Source organism: Paenibacillus sp. MABNR03, assembly GCF_050455445.1.
GTDB classification, from domain to species: domain Bacteria; phylum Bacillota; class Bacilli; order Paenibacillales; family Paenibacillaceae; genus Paenibacillus; species Paenibacillus xylanilyticus.
Genome location: NZ_JBCIYR010000001.1, coordinates 1,087,756 through 1,109,980 on the forward strand (window position 1 = coordinate 1,087,756; position 22,225 = coordinate 1,109,980).

Consider the following 22,225-nt stretch of genomic DNA (forward strand, 5'->3'; position numbering starts at 1 on the left):
GGTTCTGACACAGGGGAGGGCATCCAAATGACAAAGTATGATTCAATCATCCGGGGGGCCCGGGTTGTGTTAAGAGATCATGTTGATGAACTGGATATCGGTATTACAAATGGGAAAATAACGGCTCTGTCAGCGGATCTGAAGGCGGATGATGGAACTGAAATCATAGAAGCAGCTGGTTTGACGGCCATGCCTGGCGTCGTGGATATTCATGTTCATTTCAATGAACCGGGACTGGCAAACTGGGAGGGATTCCGCGCCGGATCGGCTTCTCTTGCTGCAGGTGGGATTACAACCTATGTCGATATGCCATTAAATGGAGTGCCTCCAACGACAAGTCCGGAAGCGTGGGATAAGAAAATGAAAGCAGCCAAAGGACAGTCCTATGTTGATTATGCATTTTGGGGAGGACTTGTTCCCGGTAATCGACAGCAGCTGACCCATTTAGCCCAGTCTGGTGCAGCTGGATTCAAGGCTTTTATGTCCGAGCCGGGCGGAGAAGGGGAAGACATTTTTGCGAGAGCCGATGACCATACCCTTTTGGACGGAATGCACGAAATTGCCAGGCTAAATCATGTACTCGCTCTTCATGCAGAAGACGAAGGAATGGTTGCAGAGCTTGGCGCAAGAAGTATTGCCGAGGGAAAGACCGGGCCAATGGATTATGTACAGTCCCGTCCGGCAAAAGCTGAGGTCTTGGCAGTGAGCAGGGCGCTTCAATACGGAGAACAGACCGGATGCCCATTGCATTTTGTGCATATCAGCACGAGAGAAGCATTGGAATTGATTGCAGAGGCCAAGCGACGTGGGCAGGATGTTACCTCGGAAACTTGCCCGCATTATCTGACACTCACGGACCAGGATGTTGTTCAAATGGGCGCTGTAGCGAAGTGTGCCCCACCACTCCGGAGCCGAGCTGAACAAGAGAAGTTATGGGATGCACTGGCATTGGGACTCATTGATGTCATTGCATCGGATCATTCTCCGTGCCCGCCCTCCATGAAACAGTCCAGTAACTTTTTCGAAATATGGGGCGGCATTTCCGGCGCGCAGAGCACATTGCTGATCATGCTGGATGAAGGATATCTTCGCCGACATATAAACTTGCCTTTACTCGGAAGGGTTCTCGCTTTGCAGCCTGCCAGGAGGCTTGGGCTTGAGAGCAAAGGGGAAATTGCCATTGGCAAGGATGCGGATCTGGTGTTGATTGATTGGAATAAAAGCACCACATTGAAAACGGAAGACCTGCTGTATACCCACAAACAGAGTCCTTATGTTGGACGTACGTTTGCCTGCACCATTGAGGAAGTGTACTGCAGGGGCTTCCGAGTTTACGGTGCAGAAGCAGGGTTGTCCCATGAACCTGCAGGACAGTTTATTGCTCCTGGGTCATATGGAACGATTGGCATGCGCGGAACGGAGGGAGCGTCATGACAGAGTTTGGAATGTACCTGGCATCCGGTACGCAAGAGCCGATTGTTCCTTTGCCTCAATTGGCAGAAGTGAAACTGCAAACCATGCTGGATTGGCTGTCGACGTTTGGTGCTGATGCCAAGGGCGGGGTTACTCGCCTGCTGTACGACGAAGCCTGGTGTGAGGTGCAGCAAGCATTGGCTGCACGGATGCAGGAGAAGGGATTGATTCCCGAGTTCGACCAATCAGGCAATCTATATGGCACGCTAAAAGGTACAGATTCTGAAGATGGTGGTGAACACCTCCCCATAGTGACCGGGTCACATATCGATTCTGTCGTGTACGGCGGCAAGTATGATGGAGCCTTGGGGGTAGCGGCAGGGGTACTCGCCCTGGAGTACTTGCAGCAGCAATTCGGCGCACCGAAACGAACGCTTCAAGTTGTATCGCTTTGCGAAGAGGAAGGAAGCCGGTTTCCATTTGCCTATTGGGGATCACGGAGTATAACGGGTGTCACCTCTCTTGAAGAGGTTCAACAATTGAGGGACATAAACGGGGTTTCATTTTCACAAGCGATTCGTGATGCTGGGTTCGGACCGGACAGCAGCTATAGACCGGCATCTCAAAAATACGGCGCATTTATCGAACTTCACATCGAACAAGGCCAGGTTCTTGAACGGCTGGGTCATTCCATTGGCATTGTTTCCGATATTGTAGGACAAAAGCGATTTAGCATTACAGTCTGCGGTGAAGCGAATCATGCAGGAACTACACCCATGTCCTGGCGGAAGGATGCACTTGCAGGTGCAGCGGAGATGATCACGGCGGTTAGAAGGATTGCTATGGCAGCAGGAGAACCGCTCGTGGCAACCGTTGGGCGAATCACCGCTGAACCTGGTGTAGGAAATGTGGTTGCGGCGCGGGCCGTATTTTCTCTCGATATTCGTCATATTCGGCAGGGGAGCATAGACCGCTGCTGGCACGATATGCTCCAGGAGTTTAGCCGGATAGCATCAGAACTGCAGCTGGAGCTGAACTGGGAAGAGCATTTGTCGGTTACACCGATTCCAATGAACGAACAGATCACATCGGACATTCAGAAGATCTGCGAGCAGGAACAATTGTCTTATATCCATATGCCAAGCGGGGCAGGGCACGATTCGCAAATTTTCCAGCCAGCTTGCCCGACAGCCATGATCTTTGTACCAAGTCAGGCCGGAATTAGTCATAATCCACTTGAATATACAGCTGAGGAGGACTTGATGCGAGGTTTTCGGGTCCTGGTTCAGCTACTCTATAAATACGGTTACGGGAGTTGAGTGAACATGTCCAACTATAGAGAATTGTCCCCGTCCTTGCGAACGATCATGACGCCGGGGCCAGTTGAAGTCGATCCAAGAGTTCTAAGGGCATTGTCCTTCCCGATCCTGGGACAGTTCGATCCGGAGTTCACTTCCCTGATGAATGAAACGATGGCCATGCTGCGTGAGTTATATATGACCAATAATGAATGGTGCTATCCGGTGGACGGGACGTCCCGCTCCGGCATTGAAGCTGTGCTGGTCAGTCTGATTCAGCCAGGGGATAAAGTACTGGTTCCCATTTACGGGCGATTTGGACATCTGCTTGTGGAAATATCAGAGCGCTGCGGTGCTGATGTTGTATTTATTGAAACAACGTGGGGCTCGGTATTTGATCCCGAAGAGGTAATCAAGGCTATTCATGTCCACAAGCCAAGCCTGGTCGCAATGGTTCATGGGGAGACATCCACTGGACAGATGCAGCCACTTGCGGAGATCGGCAAAGTGTGCCGTGAATTGGATATTCTCCTTGTCGTTGATGCGGTCGCTACAATAGGCGGTACACCCGTTGAGACGGATGCCTGGCACCTGGATGCAGTGATGGGTGGAACGCAAAAGTGTTTGTCCGTTCCTTCCGGAATGGCACCATTAACGTACAACAGCCGCGTTGAGAAAAAACTGATGAGCCGCAAAACCGTCGAACGCGGACTCCGTGACGCAACAAGCGCGAGGGCAGAAGGGCGAACCATTGCAAGCAACTATTTCGACCTGAGTCAGCTGCAGGATTATTGGAGCTCTGCACGTTTGAATCATCACACGGAAGCAACTTCGATGCTCTACGGTCTTCATGAGGGGCTGCGCATTCTGCTTCAGGAAGGACTGGATGCCCGTTTCCAGCGGCATCGGATCAATGAACGCGCGCTGGTAGCCGGAATTCAGGGTATGGGACTTCAGCTGTATGGAGACCTGAGCAGCAAACTACCGGTAGTTACGTGTATTAACATTCCGGACGGCATCGACGGAGAATCGGTCCGGAGTATGCTTCTGGAGGATTTCGGGATTGAGATCGCCAGCTCGTTCGGACCATTGAAGGGGAAAATCTGGCGGATCGGCACGATGGGTTTCAGCTGTCAGCGCAAAAATGTACTGCATGTGCTTGGTGCTCTGGAAGCCGTGCTGCTGCGTCACCGGCATGGATTACCTGCGGGTGAGGCGGTGCAGGCAGCACTGGACGTTTACGCGGGGAAGGAGGGAGCCTTATGCTAAACCACATGCCCGTTTCCAGAGAGGTGATGGTCACCTCTCCGCACTACCTGGCGAGCGCGGTTGGAAGCTCGATTCTTCAGAAAGGCGGTAACGCTTATGATGCAGCCATTGCCGTGAGCGCTGCTCTTGGCGTAGTTTATCCACACATGACCGGACTTGGAGGCGATGCCTTCTTCCTCATCCACGATGGGGCCAGCGGTGAGATTACCGCCTACAACGGGAGTGGTCGTTCAGCGGCAGGCATCCATGCCGACACGTTCAAGGCGATGGGCATGAATGTAATTCCTCAGCGCGGAGTGCTCAGTGCAATTACGGTTCCAGGAATGGTGGATGCTTGGTGGGAAGTCTGGTCCCGCTACGGCAAACTGCCGTGGGAGCAGCTGCTTGAACCGGCAGCGCGGTATGCAGAGCAGGGATGCCCTGTATCCCGCAATCTGCGCCTCTGGTTGGAACGAGATGAAGACTTCATTATGGGGCACACACCGCTGCGAGCGGTATTTGCCCCTTTTGGTACACTTTTGCAGGAAGGTGAGCTGCTCGTCCAGACTGAACTCGCCGCCTCCATTCGCCTGATTCAGGTGGGGGGACGGGATACTTTTTATACAGGAGAACTGGCAGACCGCTTAACTTCGGCCATTCGCGAGGATGGCGGCATGCTTGCACCACAGGATTTTGCAGCTCACAAAGGGGAGTGGGTGAAGCCTGTCAGCACCGGGTACCGTGGGTATGAGGTGCACCAGATGCCGCCCAACTCGCAGGGCTTCTCCATGCTGATGATGTTAAACATGCTCGAACATATCGATCTGTCATCCGTAGCACGCACTTCACCGGAGTTCTATCATCTGATGGCCGAAGTGGTGAAAAAGGCATTTCGTGATCGTGATCGATATCTGACCGACCCGGACTTTCGGGAAATCCCGCTGAATCATCTGTTATCCAAGACTTACGGGGATGAGTTATGGAATGAGATCCAATCTGCTCCTCCGGTAGCACAGCCTTTTTTGTCTAAGACGATTGGGCAGGATACAGCCTACGCGGCTGTTGTTGATCAGGATGGCAACGCCGTTTCGTTTATTCAAAGTCTGTATTTTGATTTTGGTGCAGCCTACGTTCCCGGAGACAGCGGTGTGATCATGCAGAATCGGGGGTCCTTTTTCTCCCTTGATCCGATGGATGCCAATGTGCTTGAACCGAATAAACGCTCTTTCCACACCCTTATGCCGGGTCTTGTCACCCGTAACGGAAAACCTTATATGCTCGTAGGCACACAAGGCGGAGAAGGACAGCCTCAAACGCAGTTATCCGTGCTCACGGGTGTACTCGACTATGGTCTTAACATTCAGGAAGCCATCGGTCTGCCGCGCTGGGTGTACGGACGCACATGGGGCGAAGAAGGTGACACCATGCGAGTGGAAAACCGTTATCATGATGACGTATGCGAGATGCTCGCCCAGTGGGGGCATAACGTGGAAGTCAGAGCGCCTTGGGATGATATTATGGGGCAATCGCAGGGCATCGTTATCCGTGAAGATGGCATGATCAGCGGGGCTGCTGATCCCCGAGGAGACGGCATGGCTATTGGGTGGTAACAGCGGTTAGATGGTAGGTTGTTCCGACCTCGCATTGGTGCAGAGTAACAGAACAGAGACAGATACGGATAGGGGAGATTATCATGGGAACAATCCTGCTGAAAGGCGCGCAGCTCGTCACGATGAATGCAGAAGAAGACGTATTTACAGGCGATCTGCTGATTGAGGATAACAAAATCAAAGAAATCGCCGAGCATATCGACTTTCAGGCAGATCAGGTCATTGACGCTCGTGGCAAGGTGCTGCTTCCAGGCTTTATTCAAACGCATATTCATTTGTGCCAGACGCTCTTCCGCGGCCGTGCGGATGATCTCGAACTAATGGATTGGCTGAGGCAGCGGATCTGGCCGCTTGAGGCAGCACATGATGAGGAATCCGTCTATTATTCGGCGATGCTTGGACTCGGCGAATTGATTTCGAGTGGAACAACGACCATATTGGACATGGAAACCGTGCATCATACGGATTCGGCTTTTCAGGCGATGGCACAGAGCGGTATTCGGGTTATTTCAGGCAAGGTCATGATGGACCATGGCGATGAAGTCCCTGAGCCACTGCGTGAAAATACAGCCACTTCGCTGCAGCAAAGTGTCGACTTGCTGGAAAAATGGAACGGCTTTGGAGGCGGACGTATTCAATATGCCTTTTGTCCACGTTTCGTCGTTTCTTGTACAGAAGAATTGTTGGTAGAAGTACGTGATCTGTCGAGCAAGTACCATGTGAAGGTGCATACGCATGCTTCGGAAAATCGCGGCGAGATTGAATTGGTCGAACACGAACGCGGCATGCGTAATATTGTCTACCTTGATCATATCGGTCTGGCAACTCCGCGTCTGGTGCTTGCGCACTGTGTGTGGCTGAGTGAAGAGGAGAAGGAAATTATTCGCAAGCGTGGTGTAAAAGTCACCCACTGTCCCGGGTCGAATATGAAATTATCCTCTGGCATAGCTGAAATTCCTGACCTGCTCAACCGCCAGATCGCTGTAGGTATCGGTGCAGACGGTGCACCATGCAACAATAATCTGGATATGTTTCAGGAGATGCGCCTGACTGCACTGATTCAAAAGGTTCCCCATGGACCAACAATTATGGATGCACGTACAGTGCTGCGCATGGCAACCATGGGGGGTGCCGAAGTGCTTGGCTTGTCGAAGGAAATTGGCAGTTTGGAAGTTGGCAAAAAGGCAGATATGGTGCTATTGGATCTGGATGATTTCCATACGTACCCTTCCTATGAGACGGATGTCTATTCCCGTGTAGTTTACTCCGCAACTCGAAGCTGTGTGGACACAGTCATCATTGATGGAAGCATTGTGCTTAAAAACCGCAAAATCCAGACAATCGACCGTGGCATCGTACTTCGTGAATCGGATAAGAGCATTGCACGTTTGATGAAAAGAATCTGACCTATGCAGCGTTTCAGAAAATCTGTGAGTTTGAGTGGATATAAAGACTATTCGGAAAGGTGGAGACGAATATGGATATGCATGATCTGTGTGCAATTGCGACCCGTGAAGCACGCTGTGTACTTGCGACGGCGGTCAAGGTGGAAGGTCATGCTTACCGTAAGCAGGGAGTCTCTATGCTCTTGACCGAAGATGGCAGAATGTATGGCAGTATCAGTCCCGGGTGTCTGGAGAGTGATCTTCAGGCACGTGTGGAGCGTGTGCTGGATACTGAACAGATGGAATTTGCCGAATACGACATGCGACCTGAGGATGATCTCTCCTGGGGCGAAACGATTGGCTGCGGAGGCTTGATCATCATTATGCTTGAACCTGTCTGCAGGGAGCTAAGGACCGTAATAACAGAAATGAACGCGTGTTTCCAATCTGGCTCTGCTGTGGAATTGACCCGAACCTTTCTGAATCAGTATTCCTGCATTCAGTATAGGTGGAAACGGGTTATATCAACAGGTGGAAAACATGATTTAACCTTACGTCCATTGCTGGTGACCAACGGGGGCGGTACAGAAAAGTCCGGCCGGCCGCTGACCAATGAACAGGATGCCTTTCCAGATGATATAGATAGCACGATGGATTCGAATCCGGATCGAGTTGATATCCCACATCTTGCCCTTGTCCCAGTCCCCTTGATCGATGCAACCAATGTGTCTTCCAGTTCAGCACCGGCAGAACGTGAGAAAACCGGGGGATCAACGGAAGCTGATGATTGGAACCTGCCGTCGCAGATGACTACGCTATACACGCCCAAACCTCGTCTGATTATGATCGGAGCGGGCAATGACGCGATTCCTGTAGCCAGGCTTGCCAGAGCAGCAGGATTTCGCGTGATTGTAGCCGATTGGAGAGAGGGCTTGTGTACTGCTGAACGATTCCCGAATGTTGAGTTCGTTCTTGGTTTTCCCCGTGAGATCATACCTGTGCTGGATATAAAAAGCGGGGATTATGTTATTCTGATGAGCCATCAGTTCCCGCGTGAACGCGAATTCCTGGAGCTGATGTCGGACTGTGACTATTCTTACCTCGGCATTATGGGGTCCAAAACACGGACAGCACGCCTGCTGAACGATTTGCCGCCACTTCCGCATGTTCATTCTCCCGTTGGCCTGAGTATTGGAGCAGATGGTCCAGAGGAGATCGCCATTAGTATTGCTGCAGAACTGGTCGCCTGCAGACGTGCTGTGTCCACTGGAAATCGTTCAGTCCAAAGGGGGAATATGCATGCGAGTGACGGGCATTGTGCTCGCGGCAGGTAAGAGCACCCGCCTTGGACGAGATAAGTTATCGCTTGCCATGCCGGATGGGAGAGCATTGGCAGCCTGGTCACTGCAGGCGGCATTGGATTCTGAGCTGGAACAGGTTATCTGTGTGGTGAAGCCAGAAGATTCCTTGGCATGGATTCCCGAAAACTTGCTTAACTCAGCTTCCTACAGCTACAGGCCGGGGACAGGACTTCGAATTGCTCTTTGTACAGATTATGCTTGTGGCATGGCGGCATCACTTCATTGCGGCATAAAGGCAGCCATGGAATACGGTATGGAAGGAGTTATGATTCTTTTGGGGGATCAACCTTTATTGAGGGCACAGGATATTAATCAGGTATCTGCGGCCCTTGCTGCGAGCAAACTGGCTGATTACGCAGCTGCTGCAGACAGTGAGGGAAGCAAGCCGCCTGTAGCCTTCCGCTCCCATATGGCAGGACACCTCCGATCCCTCCATGGAGATGAGGGTGCTCGCAAAATTATGAGTAACGGCAAATACACGGGTATACAGGTAGCTTTGCCTGAGTTCTGTTTCTGGGACGCTGATACCGAGCCGGAACTAAAACGCATTATGGATTTTGTAAGTGAATCAAATCTGACGAATTAATGTTTGTGCAGGATACAAATCCATAAATAATACTGAACAGAATTAGATACTCCTTGTGGATTATATCTTGACATGAATAGGTCATCCAGACAGTTGGGTGGCCTTTTTTGATGTTATTTGTATCGTTATTCTAGAAATCAAGTGTGAGGTTCTGATCATAATTAATGCATCAAGCACAAAAGACATGATGTATTTATACATTTATCCAAAACGATGTGAAGGTAATTGACGTAGTCCCTTCAGTCCCATATGATTTGAAGAATTATTTGGATCATGCCGCATGAATTTGCGCCATGAGGCCACGCCTGGACGGAATGGATCCAGCGATGCCAAGTGTTACTTGGTGACATCCAACGTCCCGAAGATTGAAGAAAGAGAGAGGGGATGGAACGATGGTTATACCAGCGTATGGATCAGGAGCGATGCCATCGGTATGGCAGCCTGGAGATCTGGAAGAACTCCAGATGTTGAAGAACAGGTTGAAGGGACGCTATTGTTTTGCAGCAGGCGCAACATTGCTGCGGACCCAGTGGGAAGGCGGCCTGGTCCCCGCACCGGAGCATATGATTAGCCTGGTTCATATTCCGGGTGCAAGTGGAGTACATGTTGATGGAGACCGAATCGTCATCGGGGCTCTGACCCGATTGAATAGTTGTGCCAAGGACAGGTTACTGAGCCAGCTCCCGTTACTGCAAGAGGCTGTAAATAACATAGCAGCCCCGTCCATTCGAAATGTAGCAACAATCGGCGGCAATATTGTGTCAGGAGTGGGGGATACCCTTCCCGCATTGCTTGTATACAACGCAGAGTTGCATTGGCTGACGGACGCAGGAATGGAGATCCGCTCTCTGGCCTCCTGGCTGAATGGTGGACGCGACGGCAGTCGCAATCCAGATGATGTGTTAATCTCCATCCGTATCCCGATGAACATGTTGTCCAAATCAGATACTGATTTCCAAACACCTGGTGAGAGAGAAATTGCATTTTACCGTAAGGTGGGTCGGCGGGAGACGTTCAGCGCGTCTCTGGTGACGATCGCTTTTCACGGTGAGATGGGTTCAGATGGTCGATGGAATAAGGTTGCGATTGCAGCAGGCGGGGGTTCGGGCATGGCCATGCGCCTTCCGGAGTCGGAGCAATTGCTTCGCAGCGGAGAAGCTTCCATCATGCAAGCCACAGCTCTCGGAAGCACTGCAGCTTCAGAATTCGTGACTTATAGCGATGCATTTGCTACTGAACATTACCGCAAGCAGACAGCTGGTAATATGTTGGGAGCTGGGCTGTGGGAAGCACTCCATAGGTAGAATTGAGGTTGTTCAATCCGAACAGCGGTCAAGTGTTGAGTATTCTTTTGTCGTATATAGATGGTTCAAATTCATTCATGAAAGGGGAGAGAGACCATGCTGCTGAATCGGGAACATAGCGGTAAACGCTGGCATCTGCGACCCGACGGGGTTCCAAAAGTAACCGGGCAACTTCAATATCTGACAGATATGACTCTACCCGATATGATCCATGGAAGAGTTCTGCGCAGCACATACCCGCATGCACGCATTTTGTCTATAGTCACCACTGAAGCAGAAGCAATGGAAGGGGTATATGCCGTTCTGACATCCAAGGACGTACCCGGATTGAATCGGTTTGGCATCGCGACGCCGGATCAGCCTGTATTTTGCGAATATGTCGTACGTTATGTCGGTGATGCCATTGCTGCGGTCGCTGCGGATTCCCCGGAACGGGCGGCACTGGCTCTGGATGCAATCCGCGTTGAGTATGAGGAGCTTACTCCGCTGGACAGCACCGAGGCTGCACTGGCCCCTGGCGCTCCAGAGTTGCATGTGCATGGCCCGGGCAATGTTCTTCATCGCACCGAGATCAAACGTGGTGATACAGAGAAGGCCTTTGATGCGTGTGAACATATCGTCACGGAAACGTACTATACGCCTCGTCAGATGCACGCGTATATGGAGACTGAAGGTGGTCTGTTTGTTCCAGATGAAGGAAGGCTTAATGTCTACGCAGCGACCCAGCACGGGTACAAAGACCGGATGCAGCTTGCGCGGATTATCGGCTGTCCTGAAGAAAATATCCGTGTCGTATCGTCTCCCATTGGTGGCTCTTTCGGTGGGAAAGATGAACTGAACGTACAGCCTTATGGTGCACTTCTTGCCTTGAAAAGTGGACGCCCTGTAAAAATGCACAATTCCCGTAAGGAATCCGTACGTGTAGGTCTGAAGCGGCATCCGATGAAAATCGAAATGCAAACCGGAATCAGCCGTGAAGGCATCATTCAGGCTCACCGGGTCCGCATTACAGCAGATACCGGAGCGTATGCCACGCTTGGAGCACCTGTGCTGAACTTCTGCACGGAGCATTGTTTAGGACCTTACTCCATTCCAAATGTGGATGTGGAGGGCGTGTCGGTGTATACCAATAATGGACTCTCGGGGGAGTTTCGTGGATTCGGCGGCAATCAGGCTATCTTCGCGGTGGAAGGACAGATGGATCGGCTGGCGGAGATTATGAACATGGACCCCTGGGAGTTTCGGAGACGGAACATGAGAGAGAAGACTGACCTAGGACCGCTGAATCAGCGGATTCTGGTTACAGATGGACTGTCACAAGTATGGGAAGCGATGGATCGCTCAGAGCTTTGGCAAAAACACCAACATCCTCCGGCCGATCACTCTCTGCCTCCATGGATCAAACGCGGAGTGGGGGCAGCCCTCGCCATGCACGGTGCGGGACTCGGTTACGGCATTCCAGATCCGGCGGGAGGACGTCTATCCCTGAACGCCGATGGCAAGATTGAGGCAGCATTCAGTTACGAAGAGTTCGGTCAGGGACTGATTGCTACACTGGAAATTATGCTCTGCGATCTGTTTCAATGCAGCACTGCCGATCTCAGCATCATCATTGGCGATACGGACCGTGTTCCTCACAGCGGCTCGAGTACGGCTTCACGTTCAACAACCATGGCCTGGATGGCTCTGCAGCGATTACAGACACCATTCCGTTCCAGAGTTCTGTCGGTTGCTTCTGCATTGTCAGGTATTCCCGTCAAAGAACTGGTGACAGGGGCTGGTGGCGTATGGCGCAAAGGTGCGCTTCCTGAAGATGCAACGGACATCAATTCAACGCTGCATTCTGAAAGAGGCGGAGAAAAGGAAGAACAGCTCGGTGCAGCTGCTGAAACATTAGAGCCATCGAAGGATCCGGTGGTATCCTCAGGTTTGGTTATCCCATATGCAGAGCTGGTGAAGCAGGGCGAAGAAGAAGAATGGATTTTTGATACTCATTTCGATTATCCGACCACACCGGATCATGTGGTGGGTGGTCACTATTTATATACGTATGCGGCGGTTGCGGCAGAGGTGGAAGTGAATACCCTGACTGGCGAAGCCAAATTGCTCGATACACGCCATGTGGTAGCCGCAGGTCCTGTCATTAATCCGATGGGCTTCATCGGACAGATCGAAGGCGGGAGTGTGATGGCACTTGGTTTTACATTAACAGAAGATGCGGTCATGCAGGATAGTCGATATCTTACAACCAATCTGGACACATACCTGATTCCAACGATTCGGGATATTCATACCAACCTGGAGGTCGAGGCTATTGAGGACCTGCCGGAAGGTGATCCTTTTGGGCCAAGAGGGATTGGAGAGATCGGATCTGTGGCGCTTGCTCCGGCGATAACTGCAGCGATTCACCAGGCTACGGGGGTTTGGGTGAACCGATTGCCCGTGCCGCGAGAACAATTGGTCAAACCGCTTGATGTACCTTTACAGGAAGGAGTGAGTCCCTCATGAGTGAGCCACTAGGAAACAGATGGACAGCTGTTGTGAATGGGGAAGAGAAGCAGCTGCACATTGCTCAAACGACCCGGCTTGTAGATGTGCTTCGGACTCATTTGAAGTTGACCGGAACGAAAGTATCCTGCGAAGTCGGTCGCTGCGGTGCATGCATGGTGCTTATGGATGGCGAGCCGGTCAATTCCTGCCTGGTCATGGCTTATCAATGTGAAGGAAGCGAGATTACGACCATTGAAGGACTTCATGGTGAGCAGCCTGATAGTCTTCATCCAATTCAGCAGGCTTTTGTTGAAGAAGGCGGTTTCCAATGTGGTTACTGCACACCCGGGATGGTCATTGCCACCAAAGCACTATTGGATCAGCATCCGCAGCCTACGCAGGAACAGATCGAAACGGGATTATGCGGCAATCTGTGCCGCTGCACCGGCTATGGAGGTATTATACGGGCGGTGCGCAAGGCAGGGGAGAGTTGCAGTGAGCCTTATTCATTATCATCGAATGAAATTAAGAATGAGCATACGAATGTCGTGCAGCATGATTAACGAATTGGAAAAGTTTAGACCAGAGAAGATGTTCTCCTTTTCTGGTCTTTTTTGGGTCTACTTCACATGAACTTACGAATGATGCTCGAAGCTCGCGAACCGACAAACAGAGAGGTCGAAATTGAAAAGGGCAGATTTCAATGATTTATATTACATAAATAATATTATGTAAACTAATTATTTTCAATGACCCCTATAAGCTGTATCTATATTGCAAAAAGAATATTAAAGACGGTCAATCTGATGAACGAGTCTGCTCTTATTCAAAAGTATACAAGTATATATTGCGGAATTTCTTCTTGAAATCCTTTCAATACATGGAGTAATCTTACCAAAGTCGTGCTGGAGTAAATCGTTTTCGCTGTAAGGTCAGATAAAGGGCCTGAACGTGAGTAATATCAGCATATATGTTGATTAAGCCTTGTTTGAGGAAATGAAAGTAATGATTTCAGTCTATGTTAACCTGTGCCTGAGAATAATCGAGTTTTGATCGAAAAACGGTATGGAAATTTTAGGTTTATCAACGTTAAAACATTGTTCTTTTTTTTAAAAAGTCATTAAAAATGAGAGTAAATTTCACAACTTATTAACTTCAAATTTAAAAGGTATATATTCCCAGTAGGAGTACATAGACCTGATTATAGATCAATTTCATATGGATTTGCGATGGATTTAGCACCGCTTTCAATGTATGCTTTTGAAAACTGGAAAGGAAGTGGGAAAAATGGAACGCGAACTGGCGTTGGAAATTGTCCGAGTAACAGAATTGGCTGCGTTAGCCTCAGCCCCCTGGATGGGGCGGGGAGACAAGAATAGTGCAGATGAAGCGGCTACTTTGGCCATGCGCGCCATGTTCGATTCCGTGTCCATTCGCGGCACGGTGGTAATCGGTGAAGGAGAAATGGATGAAGCACCCATGTTGTACATCGGCGAGGAAGTGGGTAACGCTGAAGGACCCGAGGTAGACGTTGCTGTAGATCCTCTCGAAGGTACAGAAATCGTGGCCAAGGGCCTGAACAACGCTTTATCGGTTATTGCAGTGGCGGGAAAAGGAAACCTGCTCCATGCACCGGATATGTATATGGAGAAACTGGCCGTAGGCCCGGCTCTGGTCGGCAAGGTCAGCATCGAAGACCCGGTTGAGGTTACACTGGAGAAAGCAGCAGCCGCATTGAATAAAAATATCTCGGATCTGACCGTCATGATTCTGGACCGCGTCCGGCATGAGAGCACGATCAAAACGCTGCGTAAAGTCGGCGTACGGATCAAGTTCCTCAGCGATGGCGATGTGGCCGGTGCCATGGCTCCTGCATTCCCCGAGGCTGGCATTGACCTGTATGTTGGTTCCGGCGGCGCTCCTGAAGGTGTGCTGGCAGCCGCCGCACTCTCATGCCTCGGAGGCGAGATTCAAGGCCGGTTAATGCCGGCCAATGCAGATGAGTTTCAGCGCTGCCTTCAGATGGGCATTGACAATCCTTACAAAGTATTAACGATGGAGGACATGATCGGCACCGAAGATGTCATCTTTGCGGCAACAGGCGTTACGCCAGGTGAAATTTTGGGAGGCGTACGTTATCTTGCTGATGACCGGGCCGAGACGGATTCGATTGTCATGCGTGCCAAAACCAAAACGATCCGTTTTATTCGTTCAGTGCATTTCCTGCCCAATAAGGAAGTGCTGCACAAGGTAAGAGAGCTTCAGGCCACGCCGGAACCTTCGGATCGCATCCAGAGCCCGGCCAAAATAGTGGAGCAAGCCGAGTTTAGCCAATCATCCGTGGATTATGGTGTAACGACTTAAACAGCCCTGAATTCCCTGAGTCTCAGGGTCACCAAACGAACGATGGGTCAGCTGGCAAAAGGACTCTTTTCACAATTTGTCGGACGAGATTTTCGCTATATGAATAATCAAAACAGAAAGAGAATCTGCAGGTTCAGATTCTCTTTCTGTTTTATGTAAAAAGCATTGACAACGGTTACAACACATGAGAAAATGTACGCGCGTACATAAAAACATCTTCTACACAATAACATCATAATTCAATAATGTAAGGGGGTGAAATCCATGGCATCCCGCAAAGAAGTGGCTGACCTTGCAGGGGTCTCCGAAGCTACGGTATCCCGTGTGCTTAATGGCGTTGGACCGATCAAAGAGGAGACTCGCCGCAAGGTACTGGAAGCTTCTGAGAAGCTTGGATATGTGCCCAGTGCAATAGCACGCAGCTTCGCCAGAAGCAAAAGTGGTAATCTCGGTGTTGTTTTACCCTATGTCCCGAAGGCACATTTGTTCTCCGCTTACTTTTTCTCGGAAATGCTAAGCGGCATTGGGAATAAAGCCAGAGACAGCGGCATGGACCTGCTCGTCATGTTCAGATCACCTGGCGAAGTAATGAATTATGCCGACCTGTTCCGACGTCAGAAAGTGGATGCCTGCATTATTCTCGGTGCCAGAGATGACCATGGAGAACTGGCAGCCATGCAGCAGCTTCAGGAGGAAGGACATCCTTTTTGCGTAATGAATCAGCATTTTGCAGGCGAATCCTTCCTGGAAGTGGATGCTGATCATGTAGAGGGCAGCAGGCTCGCAATACATCACCTTGCCGAGCAAGGATATCGCAAAATTGCTTTTCTTAACGGTCCGGACAGTTATTCGAACAGTCAGGAGCGGCTTCTGGGCGTTCAGATTGGGTTAAAAGAAGCGGGAATGGAGCTGGATCCTGGTCTGCTGCTTGAGGGGAATTACAGCAGAAGAAGCGGCGTGGAGGCGGCCGCCACAATCGCAGCGAGGCTAGACGAGATCGATGCGGTCTTTGCTGCAAATGATCGAATGGCTATCGGTGTTATGCACGGATTGCGTGAGCGCGGGATTGAGGTTCAGAATTTTCCGGCATTTGTCGGATACGACGATTCCGATGCTGCCGAGATGTCTGTTCCACCGCTAACAAGTGTCAGGGTTCCTTTTTATGAAATGGGGGAACTCGCGGTATCGAAGCTAATTCATGGATCTTTGGTTGGAAGCGCTTCAACAGAAGCTTCAGGCTCGCCGTCCGAATGGCTCAGAGAATTATTACCCACGGAGTTGATCATCCGGGCTTCTTCGATTCGCAAGTAATCTAGAGCATGATTTGAATTCCAAAAGGAGGAAATAACCATGTCAAATCGTCTACGTGTCGGAATGGTTGGATACAAGTTTATGGGGAAGGCCCATAGCAATGCTTATCGAAGTCTGCCTATGTTTTTCCCGTCAGCACCACTGCAGCCGGAAATGTCCGTAATCTGCGGTCGCAATGAACAGGGAGTGCAGGAAGCTGCGAGCCAGTTCGGTTGGTCCGAAAGTGTAACTGACTGGCGTGAGCTGGTACAGCGTGATGATATTGATCTGATCGATATTAATGCACCAAGTGATGCTCACAAGGAAATTGTACTGGAAGCGGCACGCCAGGGTAAACATCTGTTTTGCGAGAAACCGCTGGCCTTGTCGCTCGCTGATTCAAGAGAGATGCTTCAAGCAGCAGAAGACGCCGGAGTGGCACACATGGTTGGGTTCAACTATCGCTTCTCCCCGGCTGTGCAGCTTGCCAAGGAGCTGGTGCAGAGCGGTCGTTTGGGTAAAATCTACCATTTCCGTGCGTTTTTCCTGCAGGACTGGATTATGGATCCTTCGTTTCCGCTCGTCTGGCGCCTGCAAAAAGAAGTGGCTGGTTCCGGATCGCACGGAGATCTGGGAGCACACTTGATCGATCTCGCACGCTTCCTCGTGGGTGAATTCAAGGAAGTGATCGGTATGAGCGAGACGTTTATCAAAGAACGTCCGCTTGCTTCCGAAATGACTGGACTTAGTGCGAAGGGCAGCTCCAATGCAGATGCGCCGAAAGGCGAAGTGACTGTTGATGATGCCACACTGTTTCTGGCGCGATTTGCAGGAGGAGCGCTGGGCAGCTTCGAGGCTACACGTTTTGCAGCAGGTCACCGCAGCACCAATTCGTTTGAGATCAATGGCAGTCTGGGCAGTGTCCGATTTGACTTTGAACGGATGAATGAGCTGGAAGTGTATTTTACAAAAGATGAAGAGGATGTACAGGGGTTCCGCCGTGTCCTGGCTACGGATCCGGCACACAAATATGCCGAGGCCTGGTGGCCTGCCGGACATACGATTGGATTTGAGCACACGTTTACCCATGAAATGCTGGAACTCGTTACAGCCATCTCCGAAGGACGGCAGCCTTCACCAAGTTTCCATGACGGGGTCGCCTGTCAGGCTGTACTGGAAGCCGTGGAACGTTCCGTCACAGAGCGGCGCTGGGTATCGCTTGAAGAGATGTGAGCTGGGAAGGCAGACGGTACAGATGTAAAGCGACACCAAACTAATCGAAAGCGAGTGAATAGCGATGAGCAAGGCACTGATTGTATGGGGCGGCTGGGATGGACATGAACCGGAGCAGGTAGCAGCGATTTTTGAACGCATTCTGAAGGAAGAGCAGTTTGAGGTTGAAGTTTCGAATACATTGGAAGCTTACGCAGACGCTGAGAAACTGCTCGGTCTGGATCTGATTGTTCCGCTGTGGACGATGGGACAGATTGAACAGGAGCTGGTCAACAACGTATCGGCTGCCGTTCAGAGTGGCGTAGGCTTGGCAGGTATTCACGGCGGGATGTGTGACGCGTTCCGGAACAACGTGGATTGGCAGTTCATGACTGGCGGGCAGTGGGTTGCACACCCGGGTAATGATGGCGTGGAGTACACGGTAAACATCAAGCGCGGTTCGAGTCCGCTGCTGGACCACATCGAAGATTTTCAAGTAAAAAGCGAGCAGTACTACCTGCACGTAGACCCTGCAGTGGAAGTGCTGGCAACAACGCGTTTTCCTGTCGTAGAAGGTCCTCATTCAGCCAATGGACCTGTGGATATGCCTGTTGTATGGACGAAGCGCTGGGGTGCCGGCCGTGTATTCTACAACTCGCTCGGTCATCATGCAGACATCGTAGAGATGGAGCAAGTCACTGAAATGATGCGTAGTGGCTTTAGATGGACTGCGGCAGGCAAAGTAATTGCGAAGAACAACGCAGGGAAAGCAGCTGCAGTTTACACGGGAATGGCCGATAACCAAACTTAATTTTGCTTTCGCTCTATGATAACCAAGTATCATACGAAAAAAAGATAAACTTCATCAGCATTTCACAAATCCGATCCGCGTGAAGGGGGCCCACATGCATGAAAACTATGAAAGTAGGCATTATTGGCTGTGGAAAAATCAGCAGTATTTATATGGAAAACTGTCATCGGTTCGAAATTCTTGAATTGGTTGCCGTAGCGGATATCGACCGTACGAGGGCCGAGGAGCAGGCAGCAGCCTACAATGTTCCCAATGTATACACGGTAGATGAAATGCTGGCCAATCCCGAGATTGAACTGATCATCAATTTGACGATTCCTGCTGTCCATGCAGATGTTTGTCTGCGGTCGCTGGAAGCGGGGAAACATGTCTACGTGGAAAAACCACTAGCAGTCACTCGGGAAGAAGGGCAGGCTGTCCTTGAAGCGGCCAAACGCAAAGGATTACTGGTTGGATGCGCACCCGAAACATTTTTCGGTTCTGGCATCCAAACCTCGCTCAAGCTGGTGGAGGATGGCGTGATCGGCAAGCCTGTGGCCGCTACAGCGTTTATGATGAGCCGTGGACATGAACACTGGCATCCTGATCCGGAGTTCTATTATGCCTCAGGTGGCGGACCGATGTTCGATATGGGACCATACTATCTGACAGCGTTGGTACAATTGCTGGGGCCGATCAGTTCGATTGCTGGCATGACAGGCAAAGCAATGGAAGAGCGTACAATTACCAGCGAGAAAAAGAGGGGGCAAACCATCCCCGTGGACATTCCAACGCATGTGGCAGGACTGCTGCAGTTCGAGCAAGGAGCCATTGGCACGTTGATAACCAGCTTCGATGTTTTTGGAGGAAGTGCATTGCCTCCGATAGAGGTATATGGGACGCATGGCACTCTGCAGGTACCGGATCCCAACACGTTTGGGGGCCCTGTGCGCTACCGGTTGCTGGGTGAACAGGATTGGACGGAAGTTCCGTTACTTCCAGGATACCAGGAGAACACACGCGGAATTGGTGTAGCTGATATGGCCTACGCCGCTCAAAGCGGTCGCGCTCACAGAGCGAGTGGAGACCTCGCCTACCACGTTCTTGAAGCGATGTGGGCCTTCCATGATTCAAGCGATGAGCAGACTTTCTATAAAATGAGGAGCACTTGTCAGCGCCCTGCTGCACTGCCTGAAGGTTTGGCATTATATACACTTGATCAATAATACATCGTTCACACGCTCGATATAGTAATAAAGGAGCCCTGTCTTCCATTGAAGGAAGCAGGGCTCTTTTTGGCATACAACGTTATCTAGGGCTCAAACCCGGCCTGGCTTATCCAGATCTCATGGTCCGCAAAATGCTTTTTCATACGCTCCACAAGGATGCGATAGGCTTCTGGATGATACCAGTCTTCCATGCCAATTTGTTGATAGAGCGATTCCATACCCAGTCTTCGGGTTCGTTTGCCTTCGCTGCCATCGCCCATGAAATAATCATCGATGCATACACGTTGAACTAGCGGCCTCAGGATGGTTGGAAAGTTCTCGCTGCTGGGCAGCACAGGTGCAATCGCAACCTGGGTAGGGATGCCCGCATCCCTTAATTGTTCCAGTGCATGCAATCTTCCAGCAATGGGTGGTGCAGCGGGGCTGAAATGCTTACGGATCTCATCCAGATCCGTTTCGATCGTTATGCTTACACGCACACGTTCACCTAACTGCTGCAGTAGGTCCACATCCCGCGTTACGAGAGGACTCCGGGTCTGAACCAACAGGAAATCCGGCGGATGGTCGATCATGACTTCCAGCAATGAACGGGTAATCTGCTCTTTATATTCTGCAGGCTGATATGGATCTGTACTTGAGGACATAAACAACGTAATCTTGCCTTTCGAGCGAGCACGCTTTAACTCCTTAACGAGTATGCTCGCAGCCTCTTGTTTAACATCAACCCAAGTTCCCCAATCCTCCTTGCGGAATAAGGAAACGGGCATTTTTCGTACATAACAGTAAGAACATGCAAAAGAGCAACCGGTATAGGGATTGAGCGTATGGGTGTAACCGTTGAGAAAACCGGATCCTTTGTTCAACAATGTTTTGGGTGTTTTATATAGCAGATTGGTTTTCATCATTTGGGATGCCTCTGTTCGCGATAATGGGCTGGCGTCTGTCCCGTATGCTTGCGAAATACAGCAATAAAATAGGCAGAATTGGCTATGCCTACACGGTGACCAATATCTGTGACCGTTAGCGAGGTACTCACCAGTAATTCGGCCGCCTCAGTCATTCGTTTTTCCTGAACATATTGCACCGGAGTCATTCCGGTAATCCGTTTAAATACGCGATGCAGATGATACGGGCTTCCATGGCTAATCTGGGCAAGCACATCAAGTGTAAGAGTTTCCGCATAATGAAGTTCGATATAGTCCGTTACCGTAGAGATCCATTCCTGATCAGGCACACGTTCACCTGTAGGCTTGCATCGTTTGCATGGTCTGAAGCCCTGCGCCAACGCTTCATCAGGATGGCTGAAAACCAGCACATTTGTATATTTGGGCTCTTTGGATTTGCAGGAAGGTCGGCAAAAAATGCCTGTCGTCTTGACTCCGTAATAAAATTTGCCGTCGTAGGCACTGTCATTGCTGATAATGGCAGTCCATCGTATTTCATCTATGGGAATGGAATCGGATTGGGATTTTTCCTGACGTTCCATAGGATCACCTCTCGACACATTATACCCTTGTTTGAACAATGTTCAACCGAATTGAACATGAAAAAGCAAGATTTCAATAGCAAGACATCCCGTCTTTCTTTCACATGGAATGAAATATGCTACAATGAGCAGGATGGTGTACATGCGAAATTTATTCATGAAAGAGGTAGGTAAGAATGGTTCGTTTCGGAGTGGTAGGTACCAACTGGATTACAGAAAGGCTTCTAGAAGCTGCTTCACAAGTAAAGGGCTTTGAACTGACAGCTGTCTATTCACGGACTGCTGATAAGGCGAATGCATTTTCAGATAAATATAATGCAGAGCATCGGTTTACGGACTTGGAGGAAATGGCTGCTAGTAATGCGATAGATGCCGTCTACATTGCTACACCCAATACGTATCACGCTGATCAGACAGAGATTTTCCTAAAAAACGGAAAGCACGTGTTGTGTGAAAAACCGCTGGCTGCCAATGCTGCTGAGGTCCGCCGTTTGATAGACACGGCGCGTAATCATGATGTATTGCTGATGGAAGCCATGAAGTCAACGCTTGTTCCCACGTTCAAAATGGTACAAGCGCACCTACATAAAATCGGACCCGTGCGCAAATATGTAGCGGGATACTGTCAGTATTCATCGCGTTACGATAAGTACAAAGAGGGTATTGTGCTCAATGCATTCAAACCGGAACTTGCAAACGGCGCATTGATGGATCTGGGTGTATACTGCCTGTACCCGCTAGTCACGTTATTTGGTGCGCCAAATCAGGTTCAAGCCCAGGCGATGATGCTGGAATCGGGCGTTGACGGTCAGGGTAGCGTGCTTCTCGGTTACGATGGGATGGAAGCCATAGTGACTTACTCCAAAATCTCAAATTCCCATGTACCAAGCGAAATTATGGGAGAGCACGGGAGCATCATCATCGATAAGATTGGCTCCCCTGAACATGCGGAAATTCGCTACAATGACGGTACGGTAGAACCATTGACCGTCGAGCAGACCTATCCGGCCATGTATTATGAGGTAGAGGAGTTCGTTAACCTGCTTCAGCAGGGAAAAACGGAATCGGAGATGAATACCTATGAACGTTCCTATACCACCATGCAGGTGATGGATCAGATCCGCAAGCAGATCGGTCTGGTTTTCCCGAACGATTAATT

General features: G+C 50.3%; 18 protein-coding genes. 16 read left to right on the forward strand and 2 right to left on the reverse strand.

The window, feature by feature from the left end:
- Positions 1-27: 27 nt before the first annotated feature.
- From allB to AAIH57_RS04755, 15 genes are all read left to right on the forward strand, one after another.
- Entirely contained in the window at positions 28-1,434 is a 1,407-nt protein-coding gene (gene allB / locus AAIH57_RS04685) for an allantoinase AllB (protein ID WP_430020720.1), read from the forward strand.
- Positions 1,431-2,732, forward strand: coding sequence for a Zn-dependent hydrolase (locus AAIH57_RS04690; RefSeq protein ID WP_430020721.1), 1,302 nt, complete (start codon positions 1,431-1,433; stop codon positions 2,730-2,732). The genes allB and AAIH57_RS04690 overlap by 4 nt, the downstream gene beginning before the upstream one ends.
- A gap of 6 nt (positions 2,733-2,738) precedes the next feature.
- Entirely contained in the window at positions 2,739-3,980 is a 1,242-nt protein-coding gene (locus AAIH57_RS04695; RefSeq protein ID WP_430020722.1) for a pyridoxal-phosphate-dependent aminotransferase family protein, read from the forward strand.
- Positions 3,974-5,569, forward strand: coding sequence for a gamma-glutamyltransferase (gene ggt / locus AAIH57_RS04700; protein ID WP_175398490.1), 1,596 nt, complete (start codon positions 3,974-3,976; stop codon positions 5,567-5,569). Before AAIH57_RS04695 ends, ggt begins: the two co-directional genes overlap by 7 nt.
- 83 nt (positions 5,570-5,652) lie before the next feature.
- Positions 5,653-6,975 (forward strand): 5'-deoxyadenosine deaminase, encoded by a 1,323-nt coding sequence (locus tag AAIH57_RS04705; protein ID WP_430020723.1) that lies wholly within the window; start codon positions 5,653-5,655, stop codon positions 6,973-6,975.
- 71 nt (positions 6,976-7,046) lie between these two features.
- Positions 7,047-8,288 (forward strand): XdhC family protein, encoded by a 1,242-nt coding sequence (locus AAIH57_RS04710; protein ID WP_175398492.1) that lies wholly within the window; start codon positions 7,047-7,049, stop codon positions 8,286-8,288.
- Positions 8,254-8,901 carry a nucleotidyltransferase family protein gene (locus AAIH57_RS04715; RefSeq protein WP_175398493.1) on the forward strand — a complete coding sequence of 216 codons (648 nt, stop codon included), beginning with the start codon at positions 8,254-8,256 and terminating at the stop codon, positions 8,899-8,901. The genes AAIH57_RS04710 and AAIH57_RS04715 overlap by 35 nt, the downstream gene beginning before the upstream one ends.
- A gap of 392 nt (positions 8,902-9,293) precedes the next feature.
- Positions 9,294-10,205 carry an FAD binding domain-containing protein gene (locus AAIH57_RS04720; RefSeq protein ID WP_430020724.1) on the forward strand — a complete coding sequence of 304 codons (912 nt, stop codon included), beginning with the start codon at positions 9,294-9,296 and terminating at the stop codon, positions 10,203-10,205.
- Positions 10,206-10,301: 96 nt separating this feature from the next.
- Positions 10,302-12,713 (forward strand): molybdopterin cofactor-binding domain-containing protein, encoded by a 2,412-nt coding sequence (locus AAIH57_RS04725; RefSeq protein ID WP_430020725.1) that lies wholly within the window; start codon positions 10,302-10,304, stop codon positions 12,711-12,713.
- Positions 12,710-13,258: a (2Fe-2S)-binding protein gene (locus tag AAIH57_RS04730; RefSeq protein WP_175398496.1), complete on the forward strand. Its 549-nt coding sequence runs from the start codon at positions 12,710-12,712 to the stop codon at positions 13,256-13,258. The genes AAIH57_RS04725 and AAIH57_RS04730 overlap by 4 nt, the downstream gene beginning before the upstream one ends.
- A gap of 724 nt (positions 13,259-13,982) precedes the next feature.
- The gene (gene glpX / locus AAIH57_RS04735) at positions 13,983-15,059 is read left to right on the forward strand and encodes a class II fructose-bisphosphatase (RefSeq protein WP_175398497.1); all 1,077 of its coding nucleotides are present in this window, start codon (positions 13,983-13,985) and stop codon (positions 15,057-15,059) included.
- Between the two features lie 264 nt (positions 15,060-15,323).
- The gene (locus AAIH57_RS04740; RefSeq protein WP_430020726.1) at positions 15,324-16,370 is read left to right on the forward strand and encodes a LacI family DNA-binding transcriptional regulator; all 1,047 of its coding nucleotides are present in this window, start codon (positions 15,324-15,326) and stop codon (positions 16,368-16,370) included.
- Positions 16,371-16,409: 39 nt separating this feature from the next.
- On the forward strand, positions 16,410-17,582 hold the full coding sequence (locus AAIH57_RS04745) for a Gfo/Idh/MocA family protein (RefSeq protein WP_430020727.1): 1,173 nt from the start codon (positions 16,410-16,412) through the stop codon (positions 17,580-17,582).
- Positions 17,583-17,646: 64 nt separating this feature from the next.
- Positions 17,647-18,372, forward strand: a complete 726-nt coding sequence (locus AAIH57_RS04750; RefSeq protein WP_430020728.1) for a ThuA domain-containing protein — start codon at positions 17,647-17,649, stop codon at positions 18,370-18,372.
- A gap of 98 nt (positions 18,373-18,470) precedes the next feature.
- On the forward strand, positions 18,471-19,577 hold the full coding sequence (locus AAIH57_RS04755; protein WP_430020729.1) for a Gfo/Idh/MocA family protein: 1,107 nt from the start codon (positions 18,471-18,473) through the stop codon (positions 19,575-19,577).
- An 86-nt stretch (positions 19,578-19,663) separates the two neighbouring features.
- Here AAIH57_RS04755 and AAIH57_RS04760 read toward each other — a convergent pair whose 3' ends face one another.
- The gene (locus AAIH57_RS04760) at positions 19,664-20,482 is read right to left on the reverse strand and encodes an SPL family radical SAM protein (protein WP_430021332.1); all 819 of its coding nucleotides are present in this window, start codon (positions 20,480-20,482) and stop codon (positions 19,664-19,666) included.
- Positions 20,482-21,066 carry a bifunctional transcriptional activator/DNA repair enzyme AdaA gene (locus AAIH57_RS04765; protein ID WP_430020730.1) on the reverse strand — a complete coding sequence of 195 codons (585 nt, stop codon included), beginning with the start codon at positions 21,064-21,066 and terminating at the stop codon, positions 20,482-20,484. The genes AAIH57_RS04760 and AAIH57_RS04765 overlap by 1 nt, the downstream gene beginning before the upstream one ends.
- 176 nt (positions 21,067-21,242) lie before the next feature.
- Between AAIH57_RS04765 and AAIH57_RS04770 the strand changes: the two genes are divergently transcribed.
- Positions 21,243-22,223 (forward strand): Gfo/Idh/MocA family protein, encoded by a 981-nt coding sequence (locus AAIH57_RS04770; protein ID WP_430020731.1) that lies wholly within the window; start codon positions 21,243-21,245, stop codon positions 22,221-22,223.
- The last annotated feature ends 2 nt before the right edge of the window (positions 22,224-22,225 follow it).